Below are 23,837 nucleotides of genomic sequence, written 5' to 3'. Positions count from 1 at the left end.
TCAGCAACTGACCGGTCGTCAAAAAGGGGCCCCGCACACCCGCGGGGCCCCTGCCACAAACCGGTGGCTACCGCAGTCGAGCCAGCAGTGCGTGTTCGACCAGGGTTATGAGGGCGCTCTTGGCGCTGTCTCGGCGGCGGGCGTCGAGGGTGATGATGGGGGTGTCGGGTCCGAGTTGGAGTGCTTCTCGGACTTCGTCGGGGGTGTGGGGCTGGTGGCCGTCGAAGCCGTTGAGGGCGACGACGAAGGGGAGCCCGGAGTTCTCGAAGTAGTCGAGGGCGGGGAAGCAGTCGGCGAGGCGGCGGGTGTCGACGAGGACGACGGCGCCGATGGCGCCGCGGACGAGGTCGTCCCACATGAACCAGAAGCGGTCCTGGCCGGGGGTGCCGAAGAGGTAGAGGATGAGGTCTTCGTCGAGGGTGATGCGGCCGAAGTCCATGGCGACGGTGGTGGTGGTCTTGCCGCCGGTGTGGGTGAGGTCGTCGATGCCGGCGGAGGCGCTGGTCATGACGGCTTCGGTGCGCAGGGGGTTGATTTCGGAGACGGCGCCGACCAGCGTGGTCTTGCCGACGCCGAAGCCGCCCGCGACGACGATCTTCGCCGAGGTGGTGGCCCGGGTGGCGGGGCTAGAGCTTGCGAAGTCCACTGAGGACCCTTTCGAGCAGCGTGACGTCGGGCTGGTTGCCGGATTCGCCCCCGGCGGCGGGCTGGTGGATGGCGACCAGGCCGGCTTCGGCCAGGTCGGCGACGAGGATCCGGGCCACCCCCAGCGGCAGCGAGAGCAGCGCGGACACCTCGGCCACCGACTTCACCTCGGTGGCGCAGAGGGTGCAGATCCGCTGGTGCTCGGGCAGCAGCGTGGCCAGGCGATCCTCGTCGACATTGGCGGAGACCAGCGCCTCCAGGGCCAGTTCGTACCGCGGCCGGGTGCGACCCCCGGTCATCGCGAACGGCCGGATCAGCGGACCGGCGTCCTCGTCCTCGGGCTCGTCGTAGGACGGCGCCGGGGCGGGGATGGGCCGGTATCCCGGTGTCGGCTGGGGTACGGCCTGCGGCATTCCCTGGTCCTGGGCCTGCTGCTGGTACAGCTGGTCCTGGCTGCCGAACTGTCCGTACTCCTCGCCGTACTGCGGTTGGCCGTAGCCGAGACCCTGCGCGGCGCCGGGAATCCCGAACGCGTCATGGCCGGTCCCCGGATACGGCACGCCGTACTGGCCTTGGCTTTCGTCGGGCGGTGTCACGGTTCCTCTCCTCACAGGATGCTGCGGTGCGGTGCGACGTGCGTGGCGTGGCGCGGCCGGTGGTGCGAGGGGCCGTACAACGCCCGAAGCCGAGTCCGCCGAAGCGGACCCGGACCGGGCGGCTGGATACTACAAGTACTACGGAGCTGACGGCATGCCAGCACCGGGGTGGTGTCTGACACAACATCAGCACGCGGCGGACGCCTCAGTGCAGGAGGCTGCCCTGGAGTTCCGCGCGCAGGGCCGGGGTGAGGACGGCACCGGCTCGGTCGACGAGCAGGGCCATCTCGTAACCGACGAGGCCGATGTCGGAGTCCGGCGAGGCCAGTACGGCGAGCGAGGACCCGTCGCTGACAGCCATCAGGAAGAGGAAACCGCGCTCCATCTCGACCACGGTCTGGTTGACCTCGCCGCCCTCGAAGATCCGGCTGGCGCCGGAGGTGAGGGAGGTGAGGCCGGAGGCGACCGCGGCCAACTGGTCGGCGCGGTCCCGGGGGAAGCCCTCGGACATGGCGAGCAGGAGCCCGTCAGCGGAGACCACCACCGTGTGCGACACCCCGGGGGTGTTGTCCACGAAATTGGTGATCAGCCAGTTCAGGTTCTGTGCGGCCTGGCTCATCTGAGTCAACTCAACGCTCCTGGTGGTTCGAGCCGCCGAAGAGATCGGTGCTGTTGTTCGGCTGTCCCAGCCCGGTCCGGCCCGGCCGGGACATGTCTTGGGGGTCGATCCGGAAGCTTCCGGTGGTGCTCGGGTCACCACTTGCGATGCGAGCCTGCTCGACACCGCGACGCAGGTTGGTCAGGCGTCCGCGCACCTCTTCGGGGCTGCGGGAGACCTGCGGTCCGTCGACGCTCGCGGGCTTGGCGTTACCGGGCACCAGGTTCTGCTTGGGCACCCGGCGCGGCAGACCGGCACCGGTCACCCCGCCGGCGGCCGGCTCGCGCAGCTGTTCGGCGCGCTGCCAGCTGTCGTCGTTGGCGCCCTGCCAGGCTGCGGTGGTCGGTCCGGTGGGACCGGAGGCACCCAGCCCGGACACCACGTGGCTGCGCGAGTCGTCGCCCGCCATGCCGGAGGTGTCCTTGGCACCGGTGAACCAGTTCGGCTGCTCGCCGCGGTTCGGGGTACCGATCGCCCGGGCGCTCGGCCCGGCGCCACCGGCGGCCAGCTGCTCGCCGGGGCGGCGCTGCGGCAGGCCGGAACCGAGCATGTTCTGCTGCCGGTTGGCGATCGGGGCAGCCGGGGCAGCGGGAGCGACCGGAGCAGCCGGGGTCGCCGGCGGCTGGGGCGCGGCCGGCAGCGCCGGAGCCTGCTCGGGGTACGGGTGGCCGCCGGCCCGCTCGGCGGTCCGGGGCGAGAAGCCGTCGAACCGCGCGGGCTCCTGGTAACCCTGCTGGTACTGCTGGTACTCGGCGTACTGCTGCGGCTGCGGCTGCTGCTGCTCGCCGTAGTAGTTCTGCTGGCCGTACTGGTCCTGGCGGGTGGCCTGACCGTAGCCCGGCTCGGCGTAGTAGCTCTCCTGCTGGTACGGCTGCGGCTGCTGCTGGTAGCCCTGGTACTCCGGCTCGCTCTCGACGAACTCGGCGTCCACGTACTCCGGTTGCTGGCCGTACTGGTCCTGGTGGCCGCCCTGCTGCGGGTAGCCGCCGGGGGCGAACTCGCCCGGGCCGCCGGTGCGACCCGGCTGCTGGGCCGGCTCGTGGACATCGGGACCGGACTCCAGCACGTTCTTGCGGCGCTGCTCCAGGCGGAGCGTGCGCTGCATCGAGTCCAGCGCGGGGCTGAAGCCGCCGGAGTTGCCGCCGGCCGACAGGTTGTCGTCGAAGCCGAGCTCGGCCGCGGTGGGCTGGGCCGGGAACGCGTCCTGCCCCCACTGGTCGGCGCCCTGGTCGTTGAAGATCCGGGAGACCGTGAACTCCTCCTCCGGCTCCGGCATCGCCCGCATGTGGGTGAGGCCGGCCGGAAGCATGACCAGCGAGGTGGTGCCGGCCGACTCGCCGGAGGGACGCAGCTGGACCCGGATGTTGTGGCGGTCGGAGAGCCGACCGACCACGAACAGGCCCATGCGGCGCGAGATCGAGGCGTCGACGGTGGGCGGATCGGCCAGCTTCTCGTTGATCTCGGCGAAGTCCTCGGCGCTGAGGCCGATGCCCTTGTCGTGGATCTCGACCAGCACGCGGCCGTCCGGCAGCCGGGCCGCGTTGACGGTGACCCGGGTCTGCGGGCTGGAGAACGAGGTGGCGTTCTCCAGCAGCTCGGCGAGCAGGTGGACGAGGTCGGTCACGGCGGCGCCGACGACCTCGGCCTCCGGAATGCCGGAGAGCTCGATGCGCTCGTACTGCTCCACCTCGGAGGCGGCGGCGCGGAGCACGTCGACCAGCGGCACCGGGGTGTTCCAGCGGCGGCCCGGCTCCTCACCGGCGAGAACCAGCAGGTTCTCACCGTTGCGGCGCATACGGGTGGCCAGGTGGTCCAGCTTGAAGAGGTTCTCCAGCTGGTCCGGGTCGGCCTCGTTGTTCTCCAGGTCGGTGATCAGTGCCAGCTGGCGCTGGATCAGGCTCTGGCTGCGGCGCGACAGGTTGGAGAAGATCGCGTTCAGGTTGCCTCGGAGCAGGGCCTGCTCGGCGGCGAGTGCGACCGCCTGCCGGTGGACCTGGTCGAAGGCGCGGGCCACCTCGCCGATCTCGTCCTTGCCCCAGAGGGCGATCTCTTCGACGTTGGTGTCGACCCGGTCCGGGTCGGTCTTGGAGAGCTTCTCGACCAGGTCGGGCAGGCGGTGGTTGGCGATCTGCAGCGCGGAGGTGTTCAGGACGCGCATGCCGAGGATCATCGAGCGGGCGATGAAGCCGGTGAGCAGACCGGCCAGGGCCAGCGCGCCGATCACGATCGCCGAGTTGAGGATGGCGTCGGACTGGGCGTTGTCCTTGGTGTTGGTGGCGTCCTGCACCACGCTGTCGAGCAGCGCCGACTCGGTGCCGCGCAGCGGCTTGATGTGGCTGCCGGTGGCCTGCAGCCAGTTGGCCGGCACCAGACCGGCCTGCTGGGAGGCCGCGAGCTCGGCGGCGGCCTGGGCGTCGCCGTTCTGGTGGCCGATCTGGGCGGCGTCCGAGAAGCCCATGGCGAGGCCCATCATGCCGGTCATGCTCGGCAGGGTGACGCCGTCGGGCATCCGCAGCGGCGCGCTCTTGTCGGCCGCGTCCTGGGCGACCAGCTGGTTGGCGTAGACGCCCGCGTCGGCGGGGCTGGAGCCGTTGGTGAACTCGGTCATCGAGACACCCTCGAGCTTCGCCGAGACCAGCAGGTCCTGGATCAGGTCGGAGTTCTCTTCGTGGGTGTTGCGGTCGATCGCCGAACCGACCATCACCTGCAGCATCAGGTCGCGCTGGCTGGAGGAGGAGGCCTTGGCGAGCGAGATGGCGTAGATCGCGCGGCCACGGGCCACACCGGCGGCACTACCGGTACCGACGGAGTTGTCGAAGGCCAGCAGCGGGTCGATCATCGCCGAGTACGCGGCCTGGGTGGCGCTGGCGTACAGCTCGGGCTTGTAGGCGTTGTCCCGCAGGTGCTGCAGGTTGGCCAGGCCCACCTGGGCCGAGTAGTTGCGCCGGGCCAGCTCGGCGTCGTTGTCCTTGACGACGGCGTTGTAGGCGGCGGTGTACTTCTGCAGGTCCTGGTCGGTGAGGCCGCGGTACTTGGCCACCTGACCCTGCGGGTCCGAGCCGGTCGTGAGCGGGATCATGGTCAGGTCGCGCTCGTTCTCCAGCGCGTCGGCCAGATCGGTGGCGGCGCGGGCGAGTTCGGCGGCCTTCTCCTCATGTGCCGCGCGTAGATAGCTGCTGAAGGAGCTGTTGACACGCATGCCACCGAAGACCAGGCCGATGACGACCGGGATCAGCAGAATGGCGATCAGGCGGGTCGGCACTCGCCAGTTACGGAAGGCCAGGAACTCGTACCGACTGCCGGAGCCCTGGCGGTCGTCGCCGTTCTCCAGGGTCTCGGTCGCCGGGCCGGTGGTCGGACGGGCGGCGCTCTGGGCGCCGTTCGGCCCGCCGGGCAGGCCCTGCTGCTCGGACTTCGCCGTGAAGGCGGAGAAACCGGCGTTGCTCTGGGCGCTGCGGTCATCGCGGGGCTCGGGGCGCCGCTGCGGGGTGACTGGCTGCTTACGCCTCACTCGACAACAACCTCTCGGCCGCTCAGCGGCCATGGATCAATCCAGCGGCTTACCCCGGGCCGCAGCCCGCTGCTGGGTGGAACTGCCTGTGGTGACTTCGGGGTAGCTGGAATTTCAGCACGTGCAAGGGGAGGGGACAAAACAGGCCCGGCGGGCTGCCCGCCGGAGAACAATTCGGACATTCGTCAACAGGGCCGACCAATCAGCCAGGACTCATGAGCCGAGCGCACTCGAACCACTACGCTCGGTGCAGAAAACGTCCGAAATGCCTACCGAACCGTTATGCGATACACAGCGGGGACCTCGATCCCGAGGTCCCCGCTTTCCGTTACCGCAATCTGGCGAGCAGTGCGTGTTCGACCAGGGTTATGAGGGCGCTCTTGGCGCTGTCTCGGCGGCGGGCGTCGAGGGTGATGATGGGGGTGTCGGGTCCGAGTTGGAGTGCTTCTCGGACTTCGTCGGGGGTGTGCGGTTGGTAGCCGTCGAAGCCGTTGAGGGCGACGACGAAGGGGAGCCCGGAGTTCTCGAAGTAGTCGAGGGCGGGGAAGCAGTCGGCGAGGCGGCGGGTGTCGACGAGGACGACGGCGCCGATGGCGCCGCGGACGAGGTCGTCCCACATGAACCAGAAGCGGTCCTGGCCGGGGGTGCCGAAGAGGTAGAGGATGAGGTCTTCGTCGAGGGTGATGCGGCCGAAGTCCATGGCGACGGTGGTGGTGGTCTTGCCGCCGGTGTGGGTGAGGTCGTCGATGCCGGCGGAGGCGCTGGTCATGACGGCTTCGGTGCGCAGGGGGTTGATTTCGGAGACGGCGCCGACCAGCGTGGTCTTGCCGACGCCGAAGCCGCCCGCGACGACGATCTTCGCCGAGGTGGTGGCCCGGGTGGCGGGGCTAGAGCTTGCGAAGTCCACTGAGGACCCTTTCGAGCAGCGTGACGTCCGGCGTTCCGCCCGACTCGCCGGCGGCGGCGGGCTGGTGGATGGCGACCAGGCCGGCTTCGGCCAGGTCGGCGACGAGGATCCGGGCCACCCCCAGCGGAACCCCGGCCAGCGCGGAGATCTCCGCGACCGACTTGACCTCCTGGCACAGCTGGACGATCCGCTGGTGCTCGGGCAGCAGGCCGCCGGTGCGGGCGGTGCCGGTGGTTGAGACCAGCGCCTCCAGAGCGAGCTGGTAGCGCGGGCGGGTCCGGCCGCCGGTCATGGCGTACGGCCGGACCAGCGGCTGCTGCTCGTAACCGCCGTTGCCCTGGTCACCGTAACCGGAGCCGTACCCGTTGCCGTATGAACCGGCCGGTGTCGGGGGCGGGGTCATCTGGATCCTCCTTGCGCTGCGGCTGATGCTGAGTCAGCTGTGGGGTGTGGCGCCGGACCCGGGGTGCGCAGTCGGGTCCGACGGACGGTGAAGTGACTCCCGGTCAGTGCAGGAGGCTGCCCTGGAGTTCCGCGCGCAGGGCGGGAGTGAGGACGGCACCGGCTCGGTCGACGAGCAGGGCCATCTCGTAACCGACAAGGCCGATGTCGGAGTCGGGGGCGGCCAGTACGGCGAGCGAGGACCCGTCGCTGACAGCCATCAGGAAGAGGAAACCGCGCTCCATCTCGACCACGGTCTGGTTGACCTCGCCGCCCTCGAAGATCCGGCTGGCGCCGGAGGTGAGGGAGGTGAGGCCGGAGGCGACCGCGGCCAACTGGTCGGCGCGGTCCCGGGGGAAGCCCTCGGACATGCAGAGCAGGAGCCCGTCAGCGGAGACCACCACCGTGTGCGACACCCCGGGGGTGTTCGCCACGAAATTGGTGATCAGCCAGTTCAGGTTGCTGGCTGCCTGACTCATCTGACTCAACTCAACGCTCCTGGTTGTGGTTGCCGAAGCCGTTGCCGCCCGGCTGCCCGAAGTCGTTGCCCTCCGGTGCGGGAGAACGGTAGCCGCCATTTGCTGAAACGTCACCGGCGGGTCCGCCGAAGCCGTCCGACCGGCCGTCCGCCGCCGGGAACTGCCCGGTCGGCTGACCCGATTCGGAGCCGGCCCGGCGACCCTGCTGGATGCCGCGGCGCAGGTTGGTCAGCCGCCCGCGCACCTCCTCCGGCGCCCGGGACACCTGCGGCCCGGTGAGCGGGGAGGCCTCGGCGGTGCCGGCCACCAGGTTGGCCTGCGGGGTCCGGCGGGGCAGCCCGGAGAGCGTGACGCCGTCCGAGCTGGGCGAGCGCAGCTGCTCGGCCCGCCGCCAGCGCTCGTCGTTGGCGGACGAACGCCAGGGCGCCTCGCCCCCCTCGTGCTGCGGCTGCCGCTCCTGGGCCGGACGGCCGCCGAAGGGCTGCTGCTCCGGCCCACCGGTGCCCGGCTGGGGGTGGCCCGGCGCGCTGGTGCCCGGCCGCTGCGGCTGGTACCCGCGCTGGCGGGCCTGCTGCGACTGGTCGGCGTCAGGGCGGTTCACCTGCACCGAGGCCATCCGGCTGGCACCGCCGTTGCGGAACGCCGGATCCTCGCCGAGCGGCTGGCCGTGCTCGGGGGAGCGCGGCGGGAGCGCCGGCTGGGCCTGCTGCGGGGCGAACTGCTGGTGCCCGGCGGCCGGTTGCTGCGGCTGCGGGGCGCGGGCCTCGGGGCCGCGGTGCGGCTGCGGGGCGTCGACGCTCGGCAGCACCGGCTCGACCAGGCCCAGGCCCAGCGGGTCACGCGGGTCGATCTGGCTGGCCTCGAACCGCGGCCGGGCCAGCGGCGCGGGCTCGGGGGCGCCGAGCACCGGCTGCGGCACGGTCGGGGACCGGGCACCTCGGCGACCGGCTGCGGCTGCTGTTGCTGTTGCTGGGGCAACTGCGGCTGCTGCTGGGGCAGTCGGGGCTGCTGCGGCTGCTGCTGCGGCAACTGGGGGTGCTGGGGCTGCGGCTGGCCTTGCGGGCGGCCGGAGTCGGGGCCGGCCGGGCGCTGCGGCAGACCGCCGGGGCGACCCTGCGGGCCGACGTCGGTGCGCGGCCGCCGGCCCTGCGGCAGGCCGTCCGCCCGGCCGTGCTGCGGCTGCTCGGTGGCGGCGCCCCGCGGCCTCCCCAGACCGGTGCCGCGCTGCGGCAGGCCGGAGCCGCCCGGCTGCTGGGAGAACGCGCCCTCGCGCAGCGACTGGCCGACCTCCCTGGTCGGCAGCCCTGCGGTGGGCAGCCCGCCGGTCGGGGCCGACGGCCCGCCGGGCTGACCCGGCCGGCCGGGCTGGGCACCCGGAGCCTGCGCGCCCGGAGCCTGCGCGCCCGGGCCCTGGGTGGCCGCCGGGCCCTGGGCGAGCTGCGGCCGACCGCCGGCCGCGCCCGGCCCGCCGCCCTGGCCGAGCGCCGGCGCGGGGCGCGTAGGCAGGCCCGCACCCTCGGCGCCGGCCGGCAGGGTGCGCTGCTGGCGCGGCGTCGGGCCGGCCCCGCGCTGGCCCTTGGAAGCGTTGTTCGGGCGCTCGCCGCGCCGCTCACCGGAGTTGGTGACGTCGATCGGCAGCATGACCAGCGCCGTGGTGCCACCGGAGTCGCTGGGGCGCAGCTGGATCCGGATGCCGTGGCGCAGCGACAGGCGGCCGACCACGAACAGGCCCATCCGGCGGGAGACCGAGACGTCCACCGTGGGCGGGTTGGCCAGCCGCTCGTTGATCTCGGCCAGGTCGTCCGGGCTCAGGCCGATGCCGGTGTCGTGGATCTCGACCAGCACCCGGCCGTCCGGCAGGGCGTGGCCGGTGACCCGCACCCGGGTCTGCGGGCTGGAGAACGAAGTGGCGTTCTCCAGCAGCTCGGCGAGCAGGTGGACGAGGTCGTTGACGACGCGGCCGGCCACCTCGGCGGACGGCACGGCGGCCAACTCGATGCGCTCGTACTGCTCCACCTCGGAGGCGGCGGCGCGCAGCACGTCGACCAGCGGGACCGGCCGGGTCCAACGGCGGCCCGGGTCCTCGCCCGCGAGGACCAGCAGGTTCTCGCCGTTGCGGCGCATGCGGGTGGCGAGGTGGTCCAGCTTGAAGAGGCTGGCCAGCTGGTCGGGGTCGGCCTCGCGGCTCTCCAGTTCGGAGATCAGCGAGAGCTGACGCTGGATCAGGCCCTGGCTGCGGCGCGAGAGGTTGGTGAACATCGAGTTGATGTTGCCGCGCAGCAGCGCCTGCTCGGCGGCCAGTCGGACCGCCTCGCTGTGCACCATGTCGAAGGCGTGCGCGACGTGGCCGATCTCGTCGGCCGAGTCGATGCCGACCGGGTCGACGGTGACGTCGACGTCCTGCGGGTCGGTCTCGGAGAGCGTCTTGACCAGTTCCGGCAGCCGGCGCTCGGCGACGTCCTCGGCCGCGTTCTGCAGCTTGGTGAGCGAGCGCACCATCGAGCGGGCCATCAGCGCCGCGCCGCCCACGGCGAACAGCAGCACCAGCACGATCAGCGCACTGTTGATGACCACGTCCTGGTCGGCCTGCTGCTGCAGCGACTGGGCCTTGCCCTTGAGCTCCTCGAGCAGCTGGTTCTCGATCGCGCGCTCGGCGACGATCTTGGTGGTGGCCTGGTCGTACCAGTCCTTGTAGGAGCGCGGGTCGGCCTGCCTGATGCCGTTGGTCTGCAGCACCTGGCCGGCGTAGCGGTCGGCCGCGTTGATCTCGGTGTTGAGGGTGAGCCGCTGGCGCAGCTTCGCGGCGGCGCCGGCACCGTAGATCGAGTTGAAGTTGGCGGCGGCGTTCCGGTCGGCGGTCTGCAGACGGACGCCGAAGCTCTGGTCCGAGTTGGACATGTCGGGGCTGGGCTGGCGGGCCAGCGCGGCGGCGATCAGCGCGCGCTGCTCGGAGGTGGCCTCCTTCTCCAGCGAGAACTGCTCGAGGGCCCGGGTGGCCGTGACCAGGTCGGGGGAGTTGGAGCCGAGGGCGATGTCCTGGCTGATCGAGAGCAGGTCCTTGATGACCGTGTCGTACGACGCGACCGTGGCCTCGATGTTGTTGACCTGGGTGTAGGCGTTCTTGCGGAAGTCCGACAGCAGGCCCATGTCGGTGCGGACCTGCAGCAGCAGGGAGTTGCCGCCCGACAGGTCGTGGTTGTCGAAGGAGTCGGCGCGGTCGTAGTAGGCCTTGGTCAGGTCGTCGGTGGTCTTCCGCGCCGCGTTGACGTCGTCGTCCTGCGCGTTCGGGTTGATCGTGAGCGGGCCGGCGCTGATGTCGCGCTCGGTCTCCAGCGCGTCGGCCAGCTGGGTGGCCTTGACCGCCAGGTCGCTCAGGTTGGCCATCTGGGCCAGCTGCTGGGAGCTCTGCGTCGAGCTGCTGATGCGCAGGCCGCCGAGGACCAGCGCGACCACCACCGGGAGCAGCAGCAGGGCGATCAGGCGGCTGCGGATCCGCCAGTTGCGCATCCGCAGTCGGCCGGCGCCGGTGGCGCGGCGGCGGTTGAGCGAACTGCGCAGCCGGGGCTGGGAGGGCTGGCCGCTCTCGTCCGGATCGCGGTCGGTCTCCGGCTCCGGCTGTTCGGGCGCACCGCCGTTCGGCCGGTCGCCCGTGGCGGTGTCCGCCTCCGACAGGTGGGGGGCAGCGAGGGGATCCGGCGACTCGGCCTGGCCCGCGGCGCCGCTACCCCTTTTGAAACGTCCCTGCACTGGCGTCGCAACCTCTGGACCGGGCGCCCTGGGCGAGGCCGGGGCGGTGTCGAGTTCTCGATGTCGTCGGCGAACCCGGCCGATCCGGGTATGCGCCGCGGCCGCCATGGGTAGACCTGAGGCGGTTCGTGGCATTCCAGCACAGCAGGGGAACTCCAACAAGGGGCGGGGTGAGGCGCCGCACCGTGCTACCGACCGCGCGCGGGGCCTCACAGACGGTGTGGCCAGGCCCGTTAATACGGCCCTTTTCGGACAGCTGGCCGTTCGACGAGCTCGAACGGGTCGGCCCGCCGGGCATCCGCTATTTCCGTTCCGCCGGGATTGTCGGAATTTACTTCTTGGGTGAAATATCCAAATTGCGGGCCCCGTCGGCGCAATTGTGAGCAAACTCACAGGCGAATGTGTAGCTTTGGTCACGGCCGCTGTGGAAAGAGGTCCCTACCCTGGCTGTTGAGTCCCGGCGGACGCCCGCGCCGGCTGTCCGTCCCCGATCCGAAGGTGTGAAGCGATGTCCCAGATGCCGGCCAAGTCGGCCAACCCGTCGACTCTCGGCTCCCGTTCGACGGCGAACCCCCGCCGGACGACCCTGGCCTCGCTGGAGGACTTCAGCCAGCTGCCGGGCGCCCGGGTCGTCGGCGAGCCCGTCGAGTACTCGACCGAGCTGCCGAAGAGCACGGCCAACCCGCGCCGCACCAAGCTCATGACCGTTCCGGAGCAGCAGCAGGCCTGACCCCGGCACACTCGGCCTTTCCTGGTCGCTCTTTGAGCTGCTCCTCCGCTGCAGGCGGGTGCCGCCTCTCCCCCAGCCTTCGGCCGGGGGGACCCCCATCTCGGCGACCCCCACCCTCCGCTGCGTCGCAGCTCAGCCGCTTATCGGGCGCCGTCACCGCTGGTGGCGGCGCCCTCGGCCGTTCTGCGGGGGATAGCCTGGAGCGGAATCGACCCCAGTACCGGAAAGGTCGCCCAGCGTGCGTATCGCGAGGTTCTCAGTCCGTGAAGGAGCGGCCGCGGGCAGCGTCTCCTTCGGCATCGTCGAGGGCGACTCCACCCAACCCGAGTCGCTGCGGGTGCACGCGATCGCGGGGCACCCGTTCGGCGACGCCCAACCGACCGGCGAGGTCTACCAGCTGGACCAGGTGCGGCTGCTCAGCCCGATGCTGCCCAGCAAGATCGTGGCGGTCGGCCGCAACTACGCGGCGCACGCGGCCGAGCTCGGCAACGAGGTCCCGGAGGTCCCGCTGACCTTCTTCAAGCCGAACACCGCGGTGATCGGCCCGACCGAGTCGATCGCCTACCCGCCGTTCTCCTCCGACGTCCAGCACGAGGCCGAACTGGCCGTGGTGATCGGCCGGATGTGCCGCGAGGTGCCGGTGGAGCGGGTGCCCGAGGTGGTCTTCGGCTACACCTGCGCCAACGACGTCACCGCGCGCGACATCCAGCAGCGCGAGGGCCAGTGGGCCCGGGCCAAGGGCTTCGACACCTCCTGCCCGCTCGGGCCGTGGATCGAGACCCAACTCGACCCCGCCGACCTGGCCGTCACCTGCACGGTCAACGGGGAGCTGCGGCAGACCGGGCGCACCTCGCTCATGCTGCACGGCATCCCCGAGCTGATCGCGCACATCTCCGAGGCCATGACGCTGCTCCCGGGCGACGTCATCCTCACCGGCACCCCCGCGGGTGTCGGACCGCTCAACGTCGGCGACGAAGTCGCCGTCTCCATCGAAGGCATCGGCACTCTCACCAACAGGGTGATCAAGCGTGGCTAACGCATCCACTAGCGGCTCCGTCGCGGCCGACCCGACCGTCCGGGTCCGTTTCTGTCCCTCCCCGACCGGCAACCCGCATGTCGGCCTGGTCCGCACGGCGCTGTTCAACTGGGCGTTCGCCCGGCACAACGGCGGCACGCTGGTGTTCCGGATCGAGGACACCGACGCGGCGCGCGACTCCGAGGAGTCGTACCAGCAGCTGCTGGACGCGATGCGCTGGCTCGGCTTCGACTGGGACGAGGGCCCCGAGGTCGGCGGCCCGCACGAGCCCTACCGGCAGTCCCAGCGGATGGACGTCTACGCCGACGTCGCCCGCCGCCTGCACGAGGCCGGCCACGCCTACGAGTGCTTCTGCACCACCGAGGAGCTGGAGTCCCGTCGGGAGGCGGCCCGCGCCGCCGGCCTGCCGTCCGGCTACGACGGCCTGTGCCGCACCCTCACCGACGAGCAGAAGGCGATCTACCGGGCCGAGGGCCGCCAGCCGATCCTGCGGTTCCGGATGCCCGACCAGCCGCTCACCTTCGAGGACCTGGTCCGTGGCACCGTCACCTTCGACGCCAAGGACGTGCCGGACTACGGCATCGTGCGGGCCAACGGCGCACCGCTCTACACCCTGGTCAACCCCGTGGACGACGCGCTGATGGGCATCACCCACGTGCTGCGCGGCGAGGACCTGCTCTCCTCCACGCCGCGTCAGATCGCGCTCTACGCCGCGCTCGCCGACATCGGCGTGGGCAGCGGCGCCACCCCGCGCTTCGGCCACCTGCCGTATGTGATGGGCGAGGGCAACAAGAAGCTCTCCAAGCGCGACCCGCAGGCCAGCCTCAACCTCTACCGGGAGCGCGGCTTCCTGCCCGAGGGCCTGCTCAACTACCTTGCGCTGCTGGGCTGGTCGCTGGCCGAGGACCGGGACCGGTTCTCCATGGAGGAGCTGGTGGCGGCCTTCGACATCAGCAAGGTGAACGCCAACCCGGCCCGCTTCGACCTGAAGAAGGCCGAGTCGATCAACGCCGACCACCTGCGGCTGCTGCAGCCGGAGGACTTCGCGCAGCGGCTGGTCCCGTACCTGCAGGCCGCCGACCTGCTGCCGGCCGAGCCGACCGCCGCGCAGCTGGAGCTGCTGGGCAAGGCCGCGCCGCTCACCCAGGAGCGCATGGTGGTGCTGTCCGAGGTGGTCGACATGCTCGGCTTCCTCTTCGTCGACCCGGCCGCCTTCGCGGTCGACGAGGCCGACGCCGCCAAGGCGCTCACCGCGGACGCCCGCCCGGTGCTGGAGGCCAGCATCAAGGCCCTGGAGGCGCTGGCGGACTTCACCCCGGAGCCGATCCAGGCCGTGCTGCGCGAGGCGCTGGTGGACGGCCTGGGCATCAAGCCCAAGTTCGCCTTCACGCCGCTGCGGGTGGCCGTCACCGGCCGCCGGATCTCGCCGCCGCTGTTCGAGTCGATGGAGCTGCTCGGCCGCGCCGAGACGCTGCGCCGCCTCGGCAAGGCGCTGGACGCCCTGCCGGCGGCCTGAGCCGCCCGCGGACCTGGTCCCGGCACCCCGCCGTGACCAGGTCCGCGGCCGCCGCCCGGCCTGCCTGCGGTTATCGATTTTGGAGCCGGGCCACGCGTCGGGTAATGTTCTTTCTGCGCCGCCCGGGAGGGCAACGGAGAGGGACCAGAGACCTCGCCGGGAACACTCCCCCGGACCGCGGTGCGAACATCTGAGCAAGACCCCGAAGGGGGTTGAGTTCTGATGGGGTATGGTGTAATTGGCAGCACGAGTGATTCTGGTTCATTTAGTCTAGGTTCGAGTCCTGGTACCCCAGCGCAGTACCCGCAGTGATGCGGAAACAGCAAGCCCCCGTTGTGTAGCGGCCTAGCACGCTGCCCTCTCACGGCAGTAGCGCCGGTTCGAATCCGGTCGGGGGTACGCAATGCGAGTTGCGTGTCTGACACAGTGAATTGCATAGCAGGAGCCCCCGTTGTGTAGCGGCCTAGCACGCTGCCCTCTCACGGCAGTAGCGCCGGTTCGAATCCGGTCGGGGGTACGCAGTGCGGGATCCGTCCCGCATCGCAGGGAAGCCCCCGTTGTGTAGCGGCCTAGCACGCTGCCCTCTCACGGCAGTAGCGCCGGTTCGAATCCGGTCGGGGGTACGAGCAGGTCGGCCGGTGGTGCCCTACGCCTTGGCGTGGGCCATCGGCCGATTGCTGTGGGATATGGTGTAATTGGCAGCACGACTGATTCTGGTTCAGTTAGTCTAGGTTCGAGTCCTGGTATCCCAGCCAGTGAATGGAAAGCCCCCGATGCGGGGGCTTTTTTGTTTTCCGGGATGTCGGCGGGAACCGGGATGCGGCCGAACGAGAAGGCCGCAGGAACCAGAAGGCCGCAGGAACCAAAAAGGCCGCGGAAAAGCGAGGGGCCGCACACCGTGAACCGGTGTGCGGCCCCGCTGCCGTTCGTCGCGGGTCAGCCGCGCCGCAGCGCCTCGCTGAGGCGGTTGGCGGCCTCCACGATGGCCTGGGCGTGCAGCCGGCCCGGGTGGCGGCTCAGCCGCTCGATCGGCCCGGAGACCGAGACGGCCGCCACCACCCGGTTGGAGGGCCCGCGAACCGGTGCGGAGACGGACGCCACGCCGGGCTCCCGCTCGCCGATCGACTGCGCCCAGCCGCGCCGCCGCACACCGCTCAGCGCCGTCGCGGTGAACCGGGCGCCCTGCAGGCCGCGGTGCAGCCGCTCGGGCTCCTCCCAGGCCAGCAGCACCTGGGCGGCCGACCCGGCCTTCATCGGCAGCGTGGAGCCCACCGGGACGGTGTCCCGCAGACCGGAGAGCCGCTCGGCGGCCGCGACGCAGATCCGCATCTCGCCCTGGCGGCGGTAGAGCTGCGCGCTCTCGCCGGTGACGTCGCGCAGGTGGGTCAGCACCGGGCCCGCGGTGGCGAGCAGCCGGTCCTCGCCCGCGGCGGCGGAGAGTTCGGCGAGTCGGGGGCCGAGGATGAACCGGCCCTGCATGTCCCTGGTGACCAGGCGGTGGTGTTCGAGTGCGACGGCGAGCCTGTGGGCCGTGGGCCGCGCCAGACCGGTGGCGGCGACCAGCCCCGCCAACGTGGCGGGGCCCGACTCCAGTGCGCTGAGCACCAGAGCGGCCTTGTCGAGAACGCCGACGCCGCTAGTGTTGTCCATGCAACGATACTGCAGTCTCAGTAGGCGAGACGCAAGTTCAAACTCTCGCGAAACGCGTCACTCTGGGAAGCAGTCCGGGACAAACCCCCGGAGAACGGGCACCCCCACGACCACGATCAGGCCGGCAGAGCGGCCGGCTGGAGGGAACGCGATGGGACGGACACTGGCAGAGAAGGTCTGGGACGACCATGTCGTCCGGCGCGCCGAGGGCGAGCCCGACCTGCTCTACATCGACCTCCACCTGCTGCACGAGGTGACCAGCCCGCAGGCCTTCGACGGCCTCCGCCTGGCCGGCCGCCCGGTCCGCCGCACCGACCTCACGATCGCCACCGAGGACCACAACACCCCGACCCTGGACATCGACAAGCCGATCGCCGACCCGGTCTCCAAGGTGCAGTTGGAGACCCTGCGCCGCAACGCCGCCGAGTTCGGTGTCCGGATCCACTCGCTGGGCGACGTCGAGCAGGGCGTTGTCCACGTGGTGGGACCGCAGCTGGGACTGACCCAGCCCGGCATGACCGTGGTCTGTGGCGATTCCCACACCTCCACCCACGGCGCCTTCGGTGCCCTGGCCTTCGGCATCGGCACCAGCCAGGTCGAGCACGTGCTGGCCACCCAGACGCTGCCACTGGCCCCGTTCAGGACCATGGCGATCACGGTCGAGGGCGAGCTGCCCGAGGGCGTCACCGCCAAGGACCTGATCCTGGCGATCATCGCCAGGATCGGCACCGGCGGCGGCCAGGGCTACGTCCTGGAGTACCGCGGCTCGGCCATCCGGAGCCTGTCGATGGAGGCCCGGATGACCATCTGCAACATGTCCATCGAGGCGGGCGCCCGGGCCGGCATGATCGCCCCGGACCAGACCACCTTCGACTACCTCCAGGGCCGCCCGCACGCCCCGCAGGGCGCCGACTGGGACGCGGCCGTCGAGTACTGGCAGACCCTGGCCACCGACGAGGACGCGGTCTTCGACGCCGAGGTCGTGATCGACGCGAGCGAGCTGACGCCGTTCGTCACCTGGGGCACCAACCCGGGCCAGGGCGCCCCGCTGGGCTCCGCCGTGCCGGACCCGGCCGGCTTCGCCGACCCGCAGGAGCGGATCGCCGCCGAGAACGCCCTGGCCTACATGGGCCTGGCGGCCGGCACCCCGCTGCGCGAGGTCGCGGTCGACGCGGTCTTCGTCGGCTCCTGCACCAACGGCCGGATCGAGGACCTGCGCGCCGCCGCGGCGGTCATCGAGGGCCGCCAGGTCGCCGACGGCGTACGGATGCTGGTGGTCCCGGGCTCGGTGCGGGTCGCCCTGCAGGCCGTCGAGGAGGGCCTGGACAAGGTGTTCACCGCGGCCGGCGCCGAATGGCGGCACGCGGGTTGCTCGATGTGCCTGGGCATGAACCCCGACCAGCTCGCCCCCGGCGAGCGCTGCGCCTCCACCTCGAACCGCAACTTCGAGGGCCGGCAGGGCAAGGGCGGCCGCACCCACCTGGTCTCCCCGCAGGTCGCCGCCGCCACCGCGGTGCTGGGCCGACTGGCCGCACCCGCCGATCTCACCGCCAACGTCCCCGCGGAGGTCTGAGCCATGGAGAAGTTCACCGTCCACACCGGTCGGGCCGTTCCGCTGCGCCGCAGCAACGTGGACACCGACCAGATCATCCCCGCCCATTGGCTCAAGAAGGTCACCCGCACGGGTTTTGAGGACGGCCTGTTCGAAGCCTGGCGCAGGGACGAGTCGTTCATCCTGAACCGGCCCGAGCGGCGGGGGGCCACGGTGCTGGTGGCCGGGCCTGAGTTCGGCACCGGATCGTCGCGTGAACACGCGGTCTGGGCGCTGCAGAACTACGGCTTCCAGGCGGTGATCTCGTCCCGCTTCGCCGATATCTTCCGCGGCAACTCGCTGAAGAACGGGCTGCTGACCGTGGTGCTGCCGCAGGCGACCGTGGAGCGGCTCTGGGAGCTGACCGAGGCCGACCCGAATGCCGAGATCACCGTCGACTTGGAGGCGCGCGAGGTGCGCGCCGCGGGCGTGACTGCGCCGTTCGAGCTGGACGAGAACGTGCGTTGGCGGTTGCTCAACGGCCTGGACGACATCAGCATCACGCTGCAGAACGCTGATGACATCGCGGCGTTCGAGGCGTCCCGGCCGGGCTTCAAGCCCCGCACCCAGCCGGTTGCCTGACCTCACGCAATCCGATGGCCCGTTCCCTTCCCGGGGAGCGGGCCATCGCTCGTAGCGGGGGGGAGTTCACTCCTCACACCGGGTCAGGAGTGCGGCCCGGATAGTGCGTCGATTTGCCGGAACACCGGGGCCCGCGCGTCACAACTCCGAGTTGATGGCACAATCAGAGCATGCACCGGCACCATGAACCTCCGTACGCGGGCGGCGATCCCGCGTCATCGGAGTTCGTGGCCCGGGATCCCGAGAGTCGAATTGACGATCGGCTGGACATCGAGACCTCCGTCGACGCCGTCGACGAGGTGCCGGATGACCCGGAAGTCGCAGCGCTCTACGCGCTAGTGGCAGAGCGGTTGAAGCAGGCTCACGCCCGCGTGCACGCGCTCCACGTGTCCGCTGAAGCAAAGACCGCTCTCGCCCGGCAACTGCTGATCGTCACCGAGACCGCCAAGCGCGATCTCCCGGAGGCGGCACGGCGGTTGAGTCGCTTTGTGCATGACCTGGACGAGGGCACCCGCCCCGCGGCTGAGGTCACAGACGCGCAAATCCATTGCGACACTAGGGTGATTCGCGCGTTTGGTAATTGAAAGTCCGCAAATACATGCCTAACGTGCGAATTGAACGGATGGAATCATCCGGCGCCCGTTTCTGAAGGGGAAGACGTGAACAAGGCTCAGCTTGTCGAAGCGGTGGCCGAGCAGCTGGGTGGTCGCAAGGCTGCCGCAGAGGCCGTCGACGCAGTGCTCGACACCATGGTGCGTGCCGTTGTGGCCGGTGACCGGGTCTCGGTCACCGGGTTCGGCACCTTCGAGAAGGTGGAGCGCTCCGCGCGCTTCGCCCGCAACCCGCAGACCGGTGAGCGCGTCAAGGTCAAGAAGACCGCGGTGCCGCGCTTCCGCCCCGGCCAGGGCTTCAAGGACCTGGTCAGCGGCAGCAAGAAGCTCCCGAAGGAAGGCCCCTCGGTCAAGAAGGCCCCAAGGGCTCGCTGACCCCGGGCAAGGCCGGCGTCGCCGCCACCGCCGCCGCCAAGCGTGCCGCCACCAAGCGCGCCGCGGCTGCCGCCGAGGCCGCTCCGGCGAAGAAGGCCGCTGCCAAGAAGGCGACCGCCGTCAAGAAGACCACCGCGGCGAAGAAGGCCACCACCGCCAAGACCACCGCGGCGAAGAAGACCACCGCCACGGCTGCCAAGAAGGCGACCACGGCCAAGACCGCGGCCAAGAAGACCACCACCGCCAAGGCGACCGCGGCCAAGACCACGGCCAAGACCACGGCCAAGAAGACCGCCCCGGCGAAGAAGACCACCACGCGCAAGACCACCGCGCGCAAGACCGCCGCGAAGTAACGCACGGTCGGGTGCCGTTGAGGCATCCGGTGGCAGGTCAAGCAGGACCCGGCAAACCGCCGCGGCGGCCCGCTCCCGATCAAGGGACGGGCCGCCGCGGCGGTTTCGTGGCGTGTCCGAAGCATTCCTGACGGACCGACAGCTGACGGGGCGTCAGCCCTGCTGCGGGTCAGGGAAGGTCTGCAGCGTGACGAACACCACGCGGCGCTGCTCCCCGCTGCCCTCGGTGCGGATCCGCACCCGCTGACCGGGGCGCAGCAGCCGCAGGCCGCCCGCCTCGAACGCGGCGGCGTCGAACGGCACCGGGGTGCCGTCGTCGAGCAGCACGGAGCCCTCGTGGGTGGCGGGGTCGAAGGTGAACGCGGTGGCCTGCATGCCGCCCAGCATAGGGCTGCCCAGGGCCTCTCCCATGGGTCAGGGCGTCCGGCATGAGCCATAAGAGCGGCCCTAGACCAGTGCGGCGGCGGCCGCCCGGGTGTGCGGGCCGACCCCGAGGGCCAGCGCCTCGGCCAGGTCGGCGGCGGTGTCCACGTCCCGGCGCACCGACGGCACACCGGGCAGGATCAGCTCGCGGGCGCCGCCGGCCGCATGGCGCAGCCGGGAGGCGCCGCCGAAGGCCGGGTCAAGGCGCCGGCCCTCGGCGCAGGCCAGCAGGGTGGTGCCCTCGCCCGGGGCGTCCGCCAGGAACGCGCGCTCCCCGGGCGGGACCGCGCCCAGCACCCGGGTCAGCTCCGCCGCCCGCAGCGCCGGCAGGTCGGCCGAGAGCGCGGCCAGGGGCGCGTCGGGGCGCAGCCGTCGCGCCTGGTCCGCGCCGTGCGACAGCGCCTCGTTGAGCCCGTCGCCCGGTTCGTCGGCCAGCACCAGCGCGCCGAGCGCGGCCAGCGCCGCCCCCGCCTCGCGGTCCTTGGAGACCACCAGCACCTGGGCGACGGCCGGACAGGCGAGCGCGGCCGTCACCGTGTCCAGGGCGAAGGCCAGCGCCAGCCGCGGCCGGTGCGCCCCGGCGAACGGCGCGAGCCGGGTCTTCGCCCGGGCCAGCGTCTTGACCGGCAGGACCAGGCTCCACCGCGCGCCGGGGCGTACGGTGGGCTGCGGCACGGGCAGTTCGGGCTGCGGAGGAGTCATCGGCGGCATCGTCGCCATTCTGCTGTCGGCCCGTCGACGGTCGCCAGTGCACCCCCGTGCGAGGATGACCGGCGGAAGTGACCAACGAGCCCGATGAAACCGCGGCACCTCACGTTGCCGCACCACACGAGGAGGACCTGGGGTGGCCCGCCGCTCGTACGCCCGATTCGGCAACGCGGACTACGGAGTCTGGTACCGCTTCGCCGCGGTGCTGGTGAAGCCGGTGCTGACCGCGTTGGTGAAGCCCGACTGGCGGGGGTGGGAGAACTTCCCCGAGCGAGGCGGATTCATCACCGTGGTGAACCACAACTCGGCCTTCGACCCGGTGGTCTACGCGCACTTCCAGTACAACAGCGGCCGCCCGCCGCGCATTCTGGCGAAGTCCTCGCTGTTCACCCTGCCGTTCATCGGCTTCATGCTCCGCAAGACCGGCCAGATCCCGGTCTACCGCGACACCACCGACGCCGCCCAGGCGTTCCGGGCGGCCATCGACGCGATCGACCGCGGCCAGGTGGTCCAGTTCTACCCGGAAGGAACGATCACTCGGGATCCGCAGCTGTGGCCGATGACCGGCAAGAGCGGTGCGGCCCGGGTGGCGCTGATGAGCGGGGCGCCGGTGATCCCGGTCGCGCACTGGGGTGCCCATGAGGTCGTGCCGCCCTACGGTCGCGGACTCGGCGGCGGCAAGGCCAAGGTGAGCCTCTTCCCGCGCAAGAAGGTGATCGTCAAGGCCGGTCCGCCGGTCGACCTGAGCCGGTTCCAGGGGCAGGAGTTGACCACCCAGGTGCTGCGCGAGGCGACCGAGGAGATCATGGCCGCGATCACCGCGGTGCTGGAGGACATCCGCGGCGAGCAGGCCCCCGCCGAGCGCTACGACTTCCGCAAGGCGGCCAGGAAGAGCGCGGCGGCCAAGAAGGCCGCCGCCGCCGACAAGAACGCCGACAAGAACGCTGAGAAGAACGCCGCCGAGACGAACGCCGCCGAGAAGAGCGCCGCCGTCGCGAAGGGCGCGGACGAGAAGAACGTGAACGAGGAGAACGAGTAGATGACCCGCTGCGCCGTCTTCGGCACCGGCTCCTGGGGCACCCCGTTCGCCATGATCCTGGCCGACGCGGGCTGCGAGGTGAGCCTGTGGGGCCGCCGCAAGGAGCTGGTGGACACCATCAACGCCACCCGCACCAACCCCGAGTACCTGCCCGGGATCGAGCTGCCGGAGGGCATCACCGCGACCACCGACCCGGCCGTCGCGCTGGCGGGCGCCGACTTCGCGGTGCTCGCCGTGCCGTCCCAGACGCTGCGGCAGAACCTGGCCGCCTGGGCGCCGCTGCTCGGCGAGCGGACCGTGCTGGTCTCGCTGATGAAGGGCATCGAACTCGGCACCGTCAAGCGGATGACCGAGGTGATCCGCGAGGTCGCCGGGGTCGGCGCGGACCGGGTCGCGGTGGTCTCCGGACCCAACCTGGCGCCCGAGATCGCCAAGCGCCAGCCGGCCGCCAGCGTGGTCGCCTGCGCCGACGAGAAGGTCGCCCAGCGGCTCCAGCAGGCTTGCCACACACCGTACTTCCGCCCGTACACCAACACCGACGTGATCGGCTGCGAGCTCGGCGGGGCGGTCAAGAACGTGATCGGCCTGGCGGTCGGGATGGCCGACGGGATGGGTCTGGGCGACAACACCAAGGCCACCCTGATGACGCGCGGGCTCGCCGAGATCACCCGGCTCGGGGTGGCGCTCGGCGCCGACCCGCTGACCTTCTCCGGCCTCGCCGGGATGGGCGACCTGGTGGCCACCTGCTCCTCGCCGCTCTCCCGCAACCACACCTTCGGCGTCAACCTGGGCCGCGGCATGACCCTGGAGCAGACCATCGCCGCCACCAAGCAGACCGCCGAGGGCGTCAAGTCCTGCGAGTCGGTGCTCGACCTGGCCCGGCGCAACGGCGTCGAGATGCCGATCGTGGCGGCCGTGGTCGACGTGGTGCACAACGGCCGGCCGCCGCACGCGGTGATGAAGGACCTGATGGCGCGCTCGGCGAAGCCCGAACGGCGCTGACCCGAACCGCGTTGACCCGGATCGAAACAACCGCACGGTAGTCTCGGCTTCGATATGAGCATCGAATCGCACTCCCCGAGCCAGGCGGCAAAGCCGCGCGTCGCGATCGTCTTCGGCGGCCGCTCCTCCGAGCACGGCGTGTCCGTGGTGACCGCCGCCAGCGTGCTGCGCGCGATCGACCGCGACCGCTACGAGGTGCTGCCGGTCGGCATCACCCAGGAGGGCCGCTGGGCGCTGACCAGCGACGAGCCCGACCGGATGGCCATCGAGGGCGGCGAGATGCCCGACGTCGAGCGGGTCGCCGAGTCCGCCGAGGGCCAGCTGGCGCTGCCCGCCAGCCCGGCCTCCCGCGAGGTGGTCTGGACCGAGCCCGGCGCCGCACCCAAGGTGCTCGGCGAGGTCGACGTGGTGCTGCCGCTGCTGCACGGCCCGTGGGGCGAGGACGGCACCCTGCAGGGCCTGCTGGAGCTCTCCGGTGTGCCGTACGTCGGCTCCGGGGTGCTGGCCAGCGCGGTCGGCATGGACAAGGAGTACACCAAGCGGGTGCTGCAGTCGTTCGGCATCGGCGTCGGCCCGTACACCATGATCCGGCCGCGTGACTGGGAGAGCGAGGAGGGCCGCGCCGCCGCCCGGGAGCGGGTCGCCGCGCTCGGCCTGCCGGTCTTCGTCAAGCCCTGCCGGGCCGGCTCCAGCATCGGCATCACCAAGGTCAAGGACCTGGCCGAGCTGGACGGTGCGATCGCCGAGGCCCGCCGGCACGACCCCAAGGTGATCGTCGAGGCGATGCTGGCGGGCCGTGAGATCGAGTGCGGTGTGCTGGAGTTCGAGGACGGCCCGCGGGCCAGCCTGCCGGCCGAGGTGCTGGTCGGCGAGGGCTACGAGTTCTACGACTTCGAGGCCAAGTACATCGACTCCTCCGAGGTGCGGATCCCCGCCGACCTGACCGAGGAGGAGACCGCCGAGATCCGCCGCCAGGCGGTGGCCGCCTTCGAGGCGCTCAGCTGCGAGGGCCTGGCCCGGGTCGACTTCTTCCTGCTGGAGGACGGCCGCTGGGTGGTCAACGAGGTCAACACCCTGCCCGGTTTCACCCCGATCTCGGCCTACCCGAAGATGTGGGAGGCCACCGGCGTGCCCTACGGCGAGCTGATCGACCGGCTGCTGCAGGCCGCGCTGCGCCGCTCCACCGGCCTGCGCTGACCCCCGCCGCCCACGGGTAGCCCCCGGCCGCCGCACCCGG

At 71.3% G+C, this 23,837-nt stretch carries 19 protein-coding genes, 5 tRNA genes and 2 pseudogenes; 15 read left to right on the top strand and 11 right to left on the bottom strand.

Annotated features, from left to right (window positions below):
• Nucleotides 1-67: 67 nt before the first annotated feature.
• The 8 genes and pseudogenes from E6W39_RS15310 to E6W39_RS15275 all read right to left on the bottom strand — a co-directional run bounded on the left by E6W39_RS15310 (nt 68) and on the right by E6W39_RS15275 (nt 10,984).
• Nucleotides 68-646, bottom strand: coding sequence for a GTP-binding protein (locus E6W39_RS15310; protein WP_141633998.1), 579 nt, complete (start codon nt 644-646; stop codon nt 68-70).
• On the bottom strand, nt 627-1,241 hold the full coding sequence (locus E6W39_RS15305) for a DUF742 domain-containing protein (protein WP_228718168.1): 615 nt from the start codon (nt 1,239-1,241) through the stop codon (nt 627-629). Before E6W39_RS15305 ends, E6W39_RS15310 begins: the two co-directional genes overlap by 20 nt.
• A gap of 205 nt (nt 1,242-1,446) precedes the next feature.
• Nucleotides 1,447-1,860, bottom strand: coding sequence for a roadblock/LC7 domain-containing protein (locus tag E6W39_RS15300; protein ID WP_073926035.1), 414 nt, complete (start codon nt 1,858-1,860; stop codon nt 1,447-1,449).
• A gap of 10 nt (nt 1,861-1,870) precedes the next feature.
• Nucleotides 1,871-5,410 carry a nitrate- and nitrite sensing domain-containing protein gene (locus E6W39_RS15295; protein ID WP_228718167.1) on the bottom strand — a complete coding sequence of 1,180 codons (3,540 nt, stop codon included), beginning with the start codon at nt 5,408-5,410 and terminating at the stop codon, nt 1,871-1,873.
• A 328-nt stretch (nt 5,411-5,738) separates the two neighbouring features.
• Entirely contained in the window at nt 5,739-6,317 is a 579-nt protein-coding gene (locus E6W39_RS15290) for a GTP-binding protein (protein WP_141633997.1), read from the bottom strand.
• Entirely contained in the window at nt 6,298-6,720 is a 423-nt protein-coding gene (locus E6W39_RS15285) for a DUF742 domain-containing protein (RefSeq protein WP_141633996.1), read from the bottom strand. Before E6W39_RS15285 ends, E6W39_RS15290 begins: the two co-directional genes overlap by 20 nt.
• 103 nt (nt 6,721-6,823) lie before the next feature.
• The gene (locus tag E6W39_RS15280; RefSeq protein WP_101382325.1) at nt 6,824-7,237 is read right to left on the bottom strand and encodes a roadblock/LC7 domain-containing protein; all 414 of its coding nucleotides are present in this window, start codon (nt 7,235-7,237) and stop codon (nt 6,824-6,826) included.
• 10 nt (nt 7,238-7,247) lie between these two features.
• Nucleotides 7,248-10,984: pseudogene (locus E6W39_RS15275) on the bottom strand (nitrate- and nitrite sensing domain-containing protein).
• 508 nt (nt 10,985-11,492) lie between these two features.
• Here E6W39_RS15275 and E6W39_RS15270 point away from each other — a divergent pair.
• From E6W39_RS15270 to E6W39_RS15235, 8 genes are all read left to right on the top strand, one after another.
• Nucleotides 11,493-11,714 (top strand): hypothetical protein, encoded by a 222-nt coding sequence (locus tag E6W39_RS15270; RefSeq protein WP_228718165.1) that lies wholly within the window; start codon nt 11,493-11,495, stop codon nt 11,712-11,714.
• A 238-nt stretch (nt 11,715-11,952) separates the two neighbouring features.
• Nucleotides 11,953-12,750: a fumarylacetoacetate hydrolase family protein gene (locus E6W39_RS15265; RefSeq protein ID WP_141633995.1), complete on the top strand. Its 798-nt coding sequence runs from the start codon at nt 11,953-11,955 to the stop codon at nt 12,748-12,750.
• Nucleotides 12,743-14,266 carry a glutamate--tRNA ligase gene (gene gltX, locus E6W39_RS15260; RefSeq protein WP_141633994.1) on the top strand — a complete coding sequence of 508 codons (1,524 nt, stop codon included), beginning with the start codon at nt 12,743-12,745 and terminating at the stop codon, nt 14,264-14,266. The genes E6W39_RS15265 and gltX overlap by 8 nt, the downstream gene beginning before the upstream one ends.
• 223 nt (nt 14,267-14,489) lie before the next feature.
• Nucleotides 14,490-14,561, top strand: a tRNA-Gln gene (locus E6W39_RS15255).
• 31 nt (nt 14,562-14,592) lie between these two features.
• A tRNA-Glu gene (locus E6W39_RS15250) sits at nt 14,593-14,665 on the top strand.
• A gap of 45 nt (nt 14,666-14,710) precedes the next feature.
• Nucleotides 14,711-14,783: transfer RNA gene (locus E6W39_RS15245), tRNA-Glu, on the top strand.
• 33 nt (nt 14,784-14,816) lie between these two features.
• Nucleotides 14,817-14,889, top strand: a tRNA-Glu gene (locus E6W39_RS15240).
• A gap of 57 nt (nt 14,890-14,946) precedes the next feature.
• Nucleotides 14,947-15,021 (top strand) — tRNA-Gln (locus E6W39_RS15235).
• A 181-nt stretch (nt 15,022-15,202) separates the two neighbouring features.
• On the opposite strand, the gene E6W39_RS15230 is transcribed toward E6W39_RS15235, so the two are convergent.
• Nucleotides 15,203-15,916 carry an IclR family transcriptional regulator gene (locus E6W39_RS15230; protein ID WP_101382330.1) on the bottom strand — a complete coding sequence of 238 codons (714 nt, stop codon included), beginning with the start codon at nt 15,914-15,916 and terminating at the stop codon, nt 15,203-15,205.
• A 151-nt stretch (nt 15,917-16,067) separates the two neighbouring features.
• Between E6W39_RS15230 and leuC the strand changes: the two genes are divergently transcribed.
• The 4 genes and pseudogenes from leuC (at nt 16,068) to E6W39_RS15210 (ending at nt 19,428) form a co-directional block, all read left to right on the top strand.
• Complete coding sequence (leuC, locus tag E6W39_RS15225; RefSeq protein WP_141633993.1) at nt 16,068-17,489, top strand: 3-isopropylmalate dehydratase large subunit; 1,422 nt, start codon at nt 16,068-16,070, stop codon at nt 17,487-17,489.
• Nucleotides 17,490-17,492: 3 nt separating this feature from the next.
• On the top strand, nt 17,493-18,089 hold the full coding sequence (gene leuD / locus E6W39_RS15220; protein WP_141633992.1) for a 3-isopropylmalate dehydratase small subunit: 597 nt from the start codon (nt 17,493-17,495) through the stop codon (nt 18,087-18,089).
• 170 nt (nt 18,090-18,259) lie between these two features.
• The gene (locus E6W39_RS15215) at nt 18,260-18,673 is read left to right on the top strand and encodes an SCO5555 family protein (protein WP_407658390.1); all 414 of its coding nucleotides are present in this window, start codon (nt 18,260-18,262) and stop codon (nt 18,671-18,673) included.
• Between the two features lie 75 nt (nt 18,674-18,748).
• A pseudogene (locus E6W39_RS15210) lies at nt 18,749-19,428 on the top strand (HU family DNA-binding protein).
• Between the two features lie 153 nt (nt 19,429-19,581).
• On the opposite strand, the gene E6W39_RS15205 reads toward E6W39_RS15210, so the two are convergent.
• Together E6W39_RS15205 and cofC are read right to left on the bottom strand one after the other, a co-directional pair.
• Entirely contained in the window at nt 19,582-19,803 is a 222-nt protein-coding gene (locus E6W39_RS15205) for a hypothetical protein (RefSeq protein ID WP_101385285.1), read from the bottom strand.
• Between the two features lie 72 nt (nt 19,804-19,875).
• The gene (gene cofC, locus E6W39_RS15200; protein WP_141633991.1) at nt 19,876-20,553 is read right to left on the bottom strand and encodes a 2-phospho-L-lactate guanylyltransferase; all 678 of its coding nucleotides are present in this window, start codon (nt 20,551-20,553) and stop codon (nt 19,876-19,878) included.
• Nucleotides 20,554-20,695: 142 nt separating this feature from the next.
• On the opposite strand from cofC, the gene E6W39_RS15195 reads away from it, so the two are divergent.
• Genes E6W39_RS15195 through E6W39_RS15185 form a run of 3 tightly spaced genes read left to right on the top strand, consistent with a single transcriptional unit; the run spans nt 20,696 to nt 23,797 of the window.
• Complete coding sequence (locus tag E6W39_RS15195) at nt 20,696-21,598, top strand: lysophospholipid acyltransferase family protein (RefSeq protein ID WP_141633990.1); 903 nt, start codon at nt 20,696-20,698, stop codon at nt 21,596-21,598.
• Nucleotides 21,599-22,600, top strand: a complete 1,002-nt coding sequence (locus E6W39_RS15190) for an NAD(P)H-dependent glycerol-3-phosphate dehydrogenase (RefSeq protein ID WP_141633989.1) — start codon at nt 21,599-21,601, stop codon at nt 22,598-22,600.
• A 54-nt stretch (nt 22,601-22,654) separates the two neighbouring features.
• Nucleotides 22,655-23,797, top strand: coding sequence for a D-alanine--D-alanine ligase family protein (locus E6W39_RS15185; protein WP_141633988.1), 1,143 nt, complete (start codon nt 22,655-22,657; stop codon nt 23,795-23,797).
• The last annotated feature ends 40 nt before the right edge of the window (nt 23,798-23,837 follow it).

It is taken from the genome of Kitasatospora acidiphila (assembly GCF_006636205.1).
In the GTDB taxonomy this organism is placed as follows: Bacteria; Actinomycetota; Actinomycetes; order Streptomycetales; family Streptomycetaceae; genus Kitasatospora; species Kitasatospora acidiphila.
The sequence above is the reverse complement of the archived record's forward strand: the minus strand, read 5'-3'. Positions and strand labels throughout refer to the sequence as shown.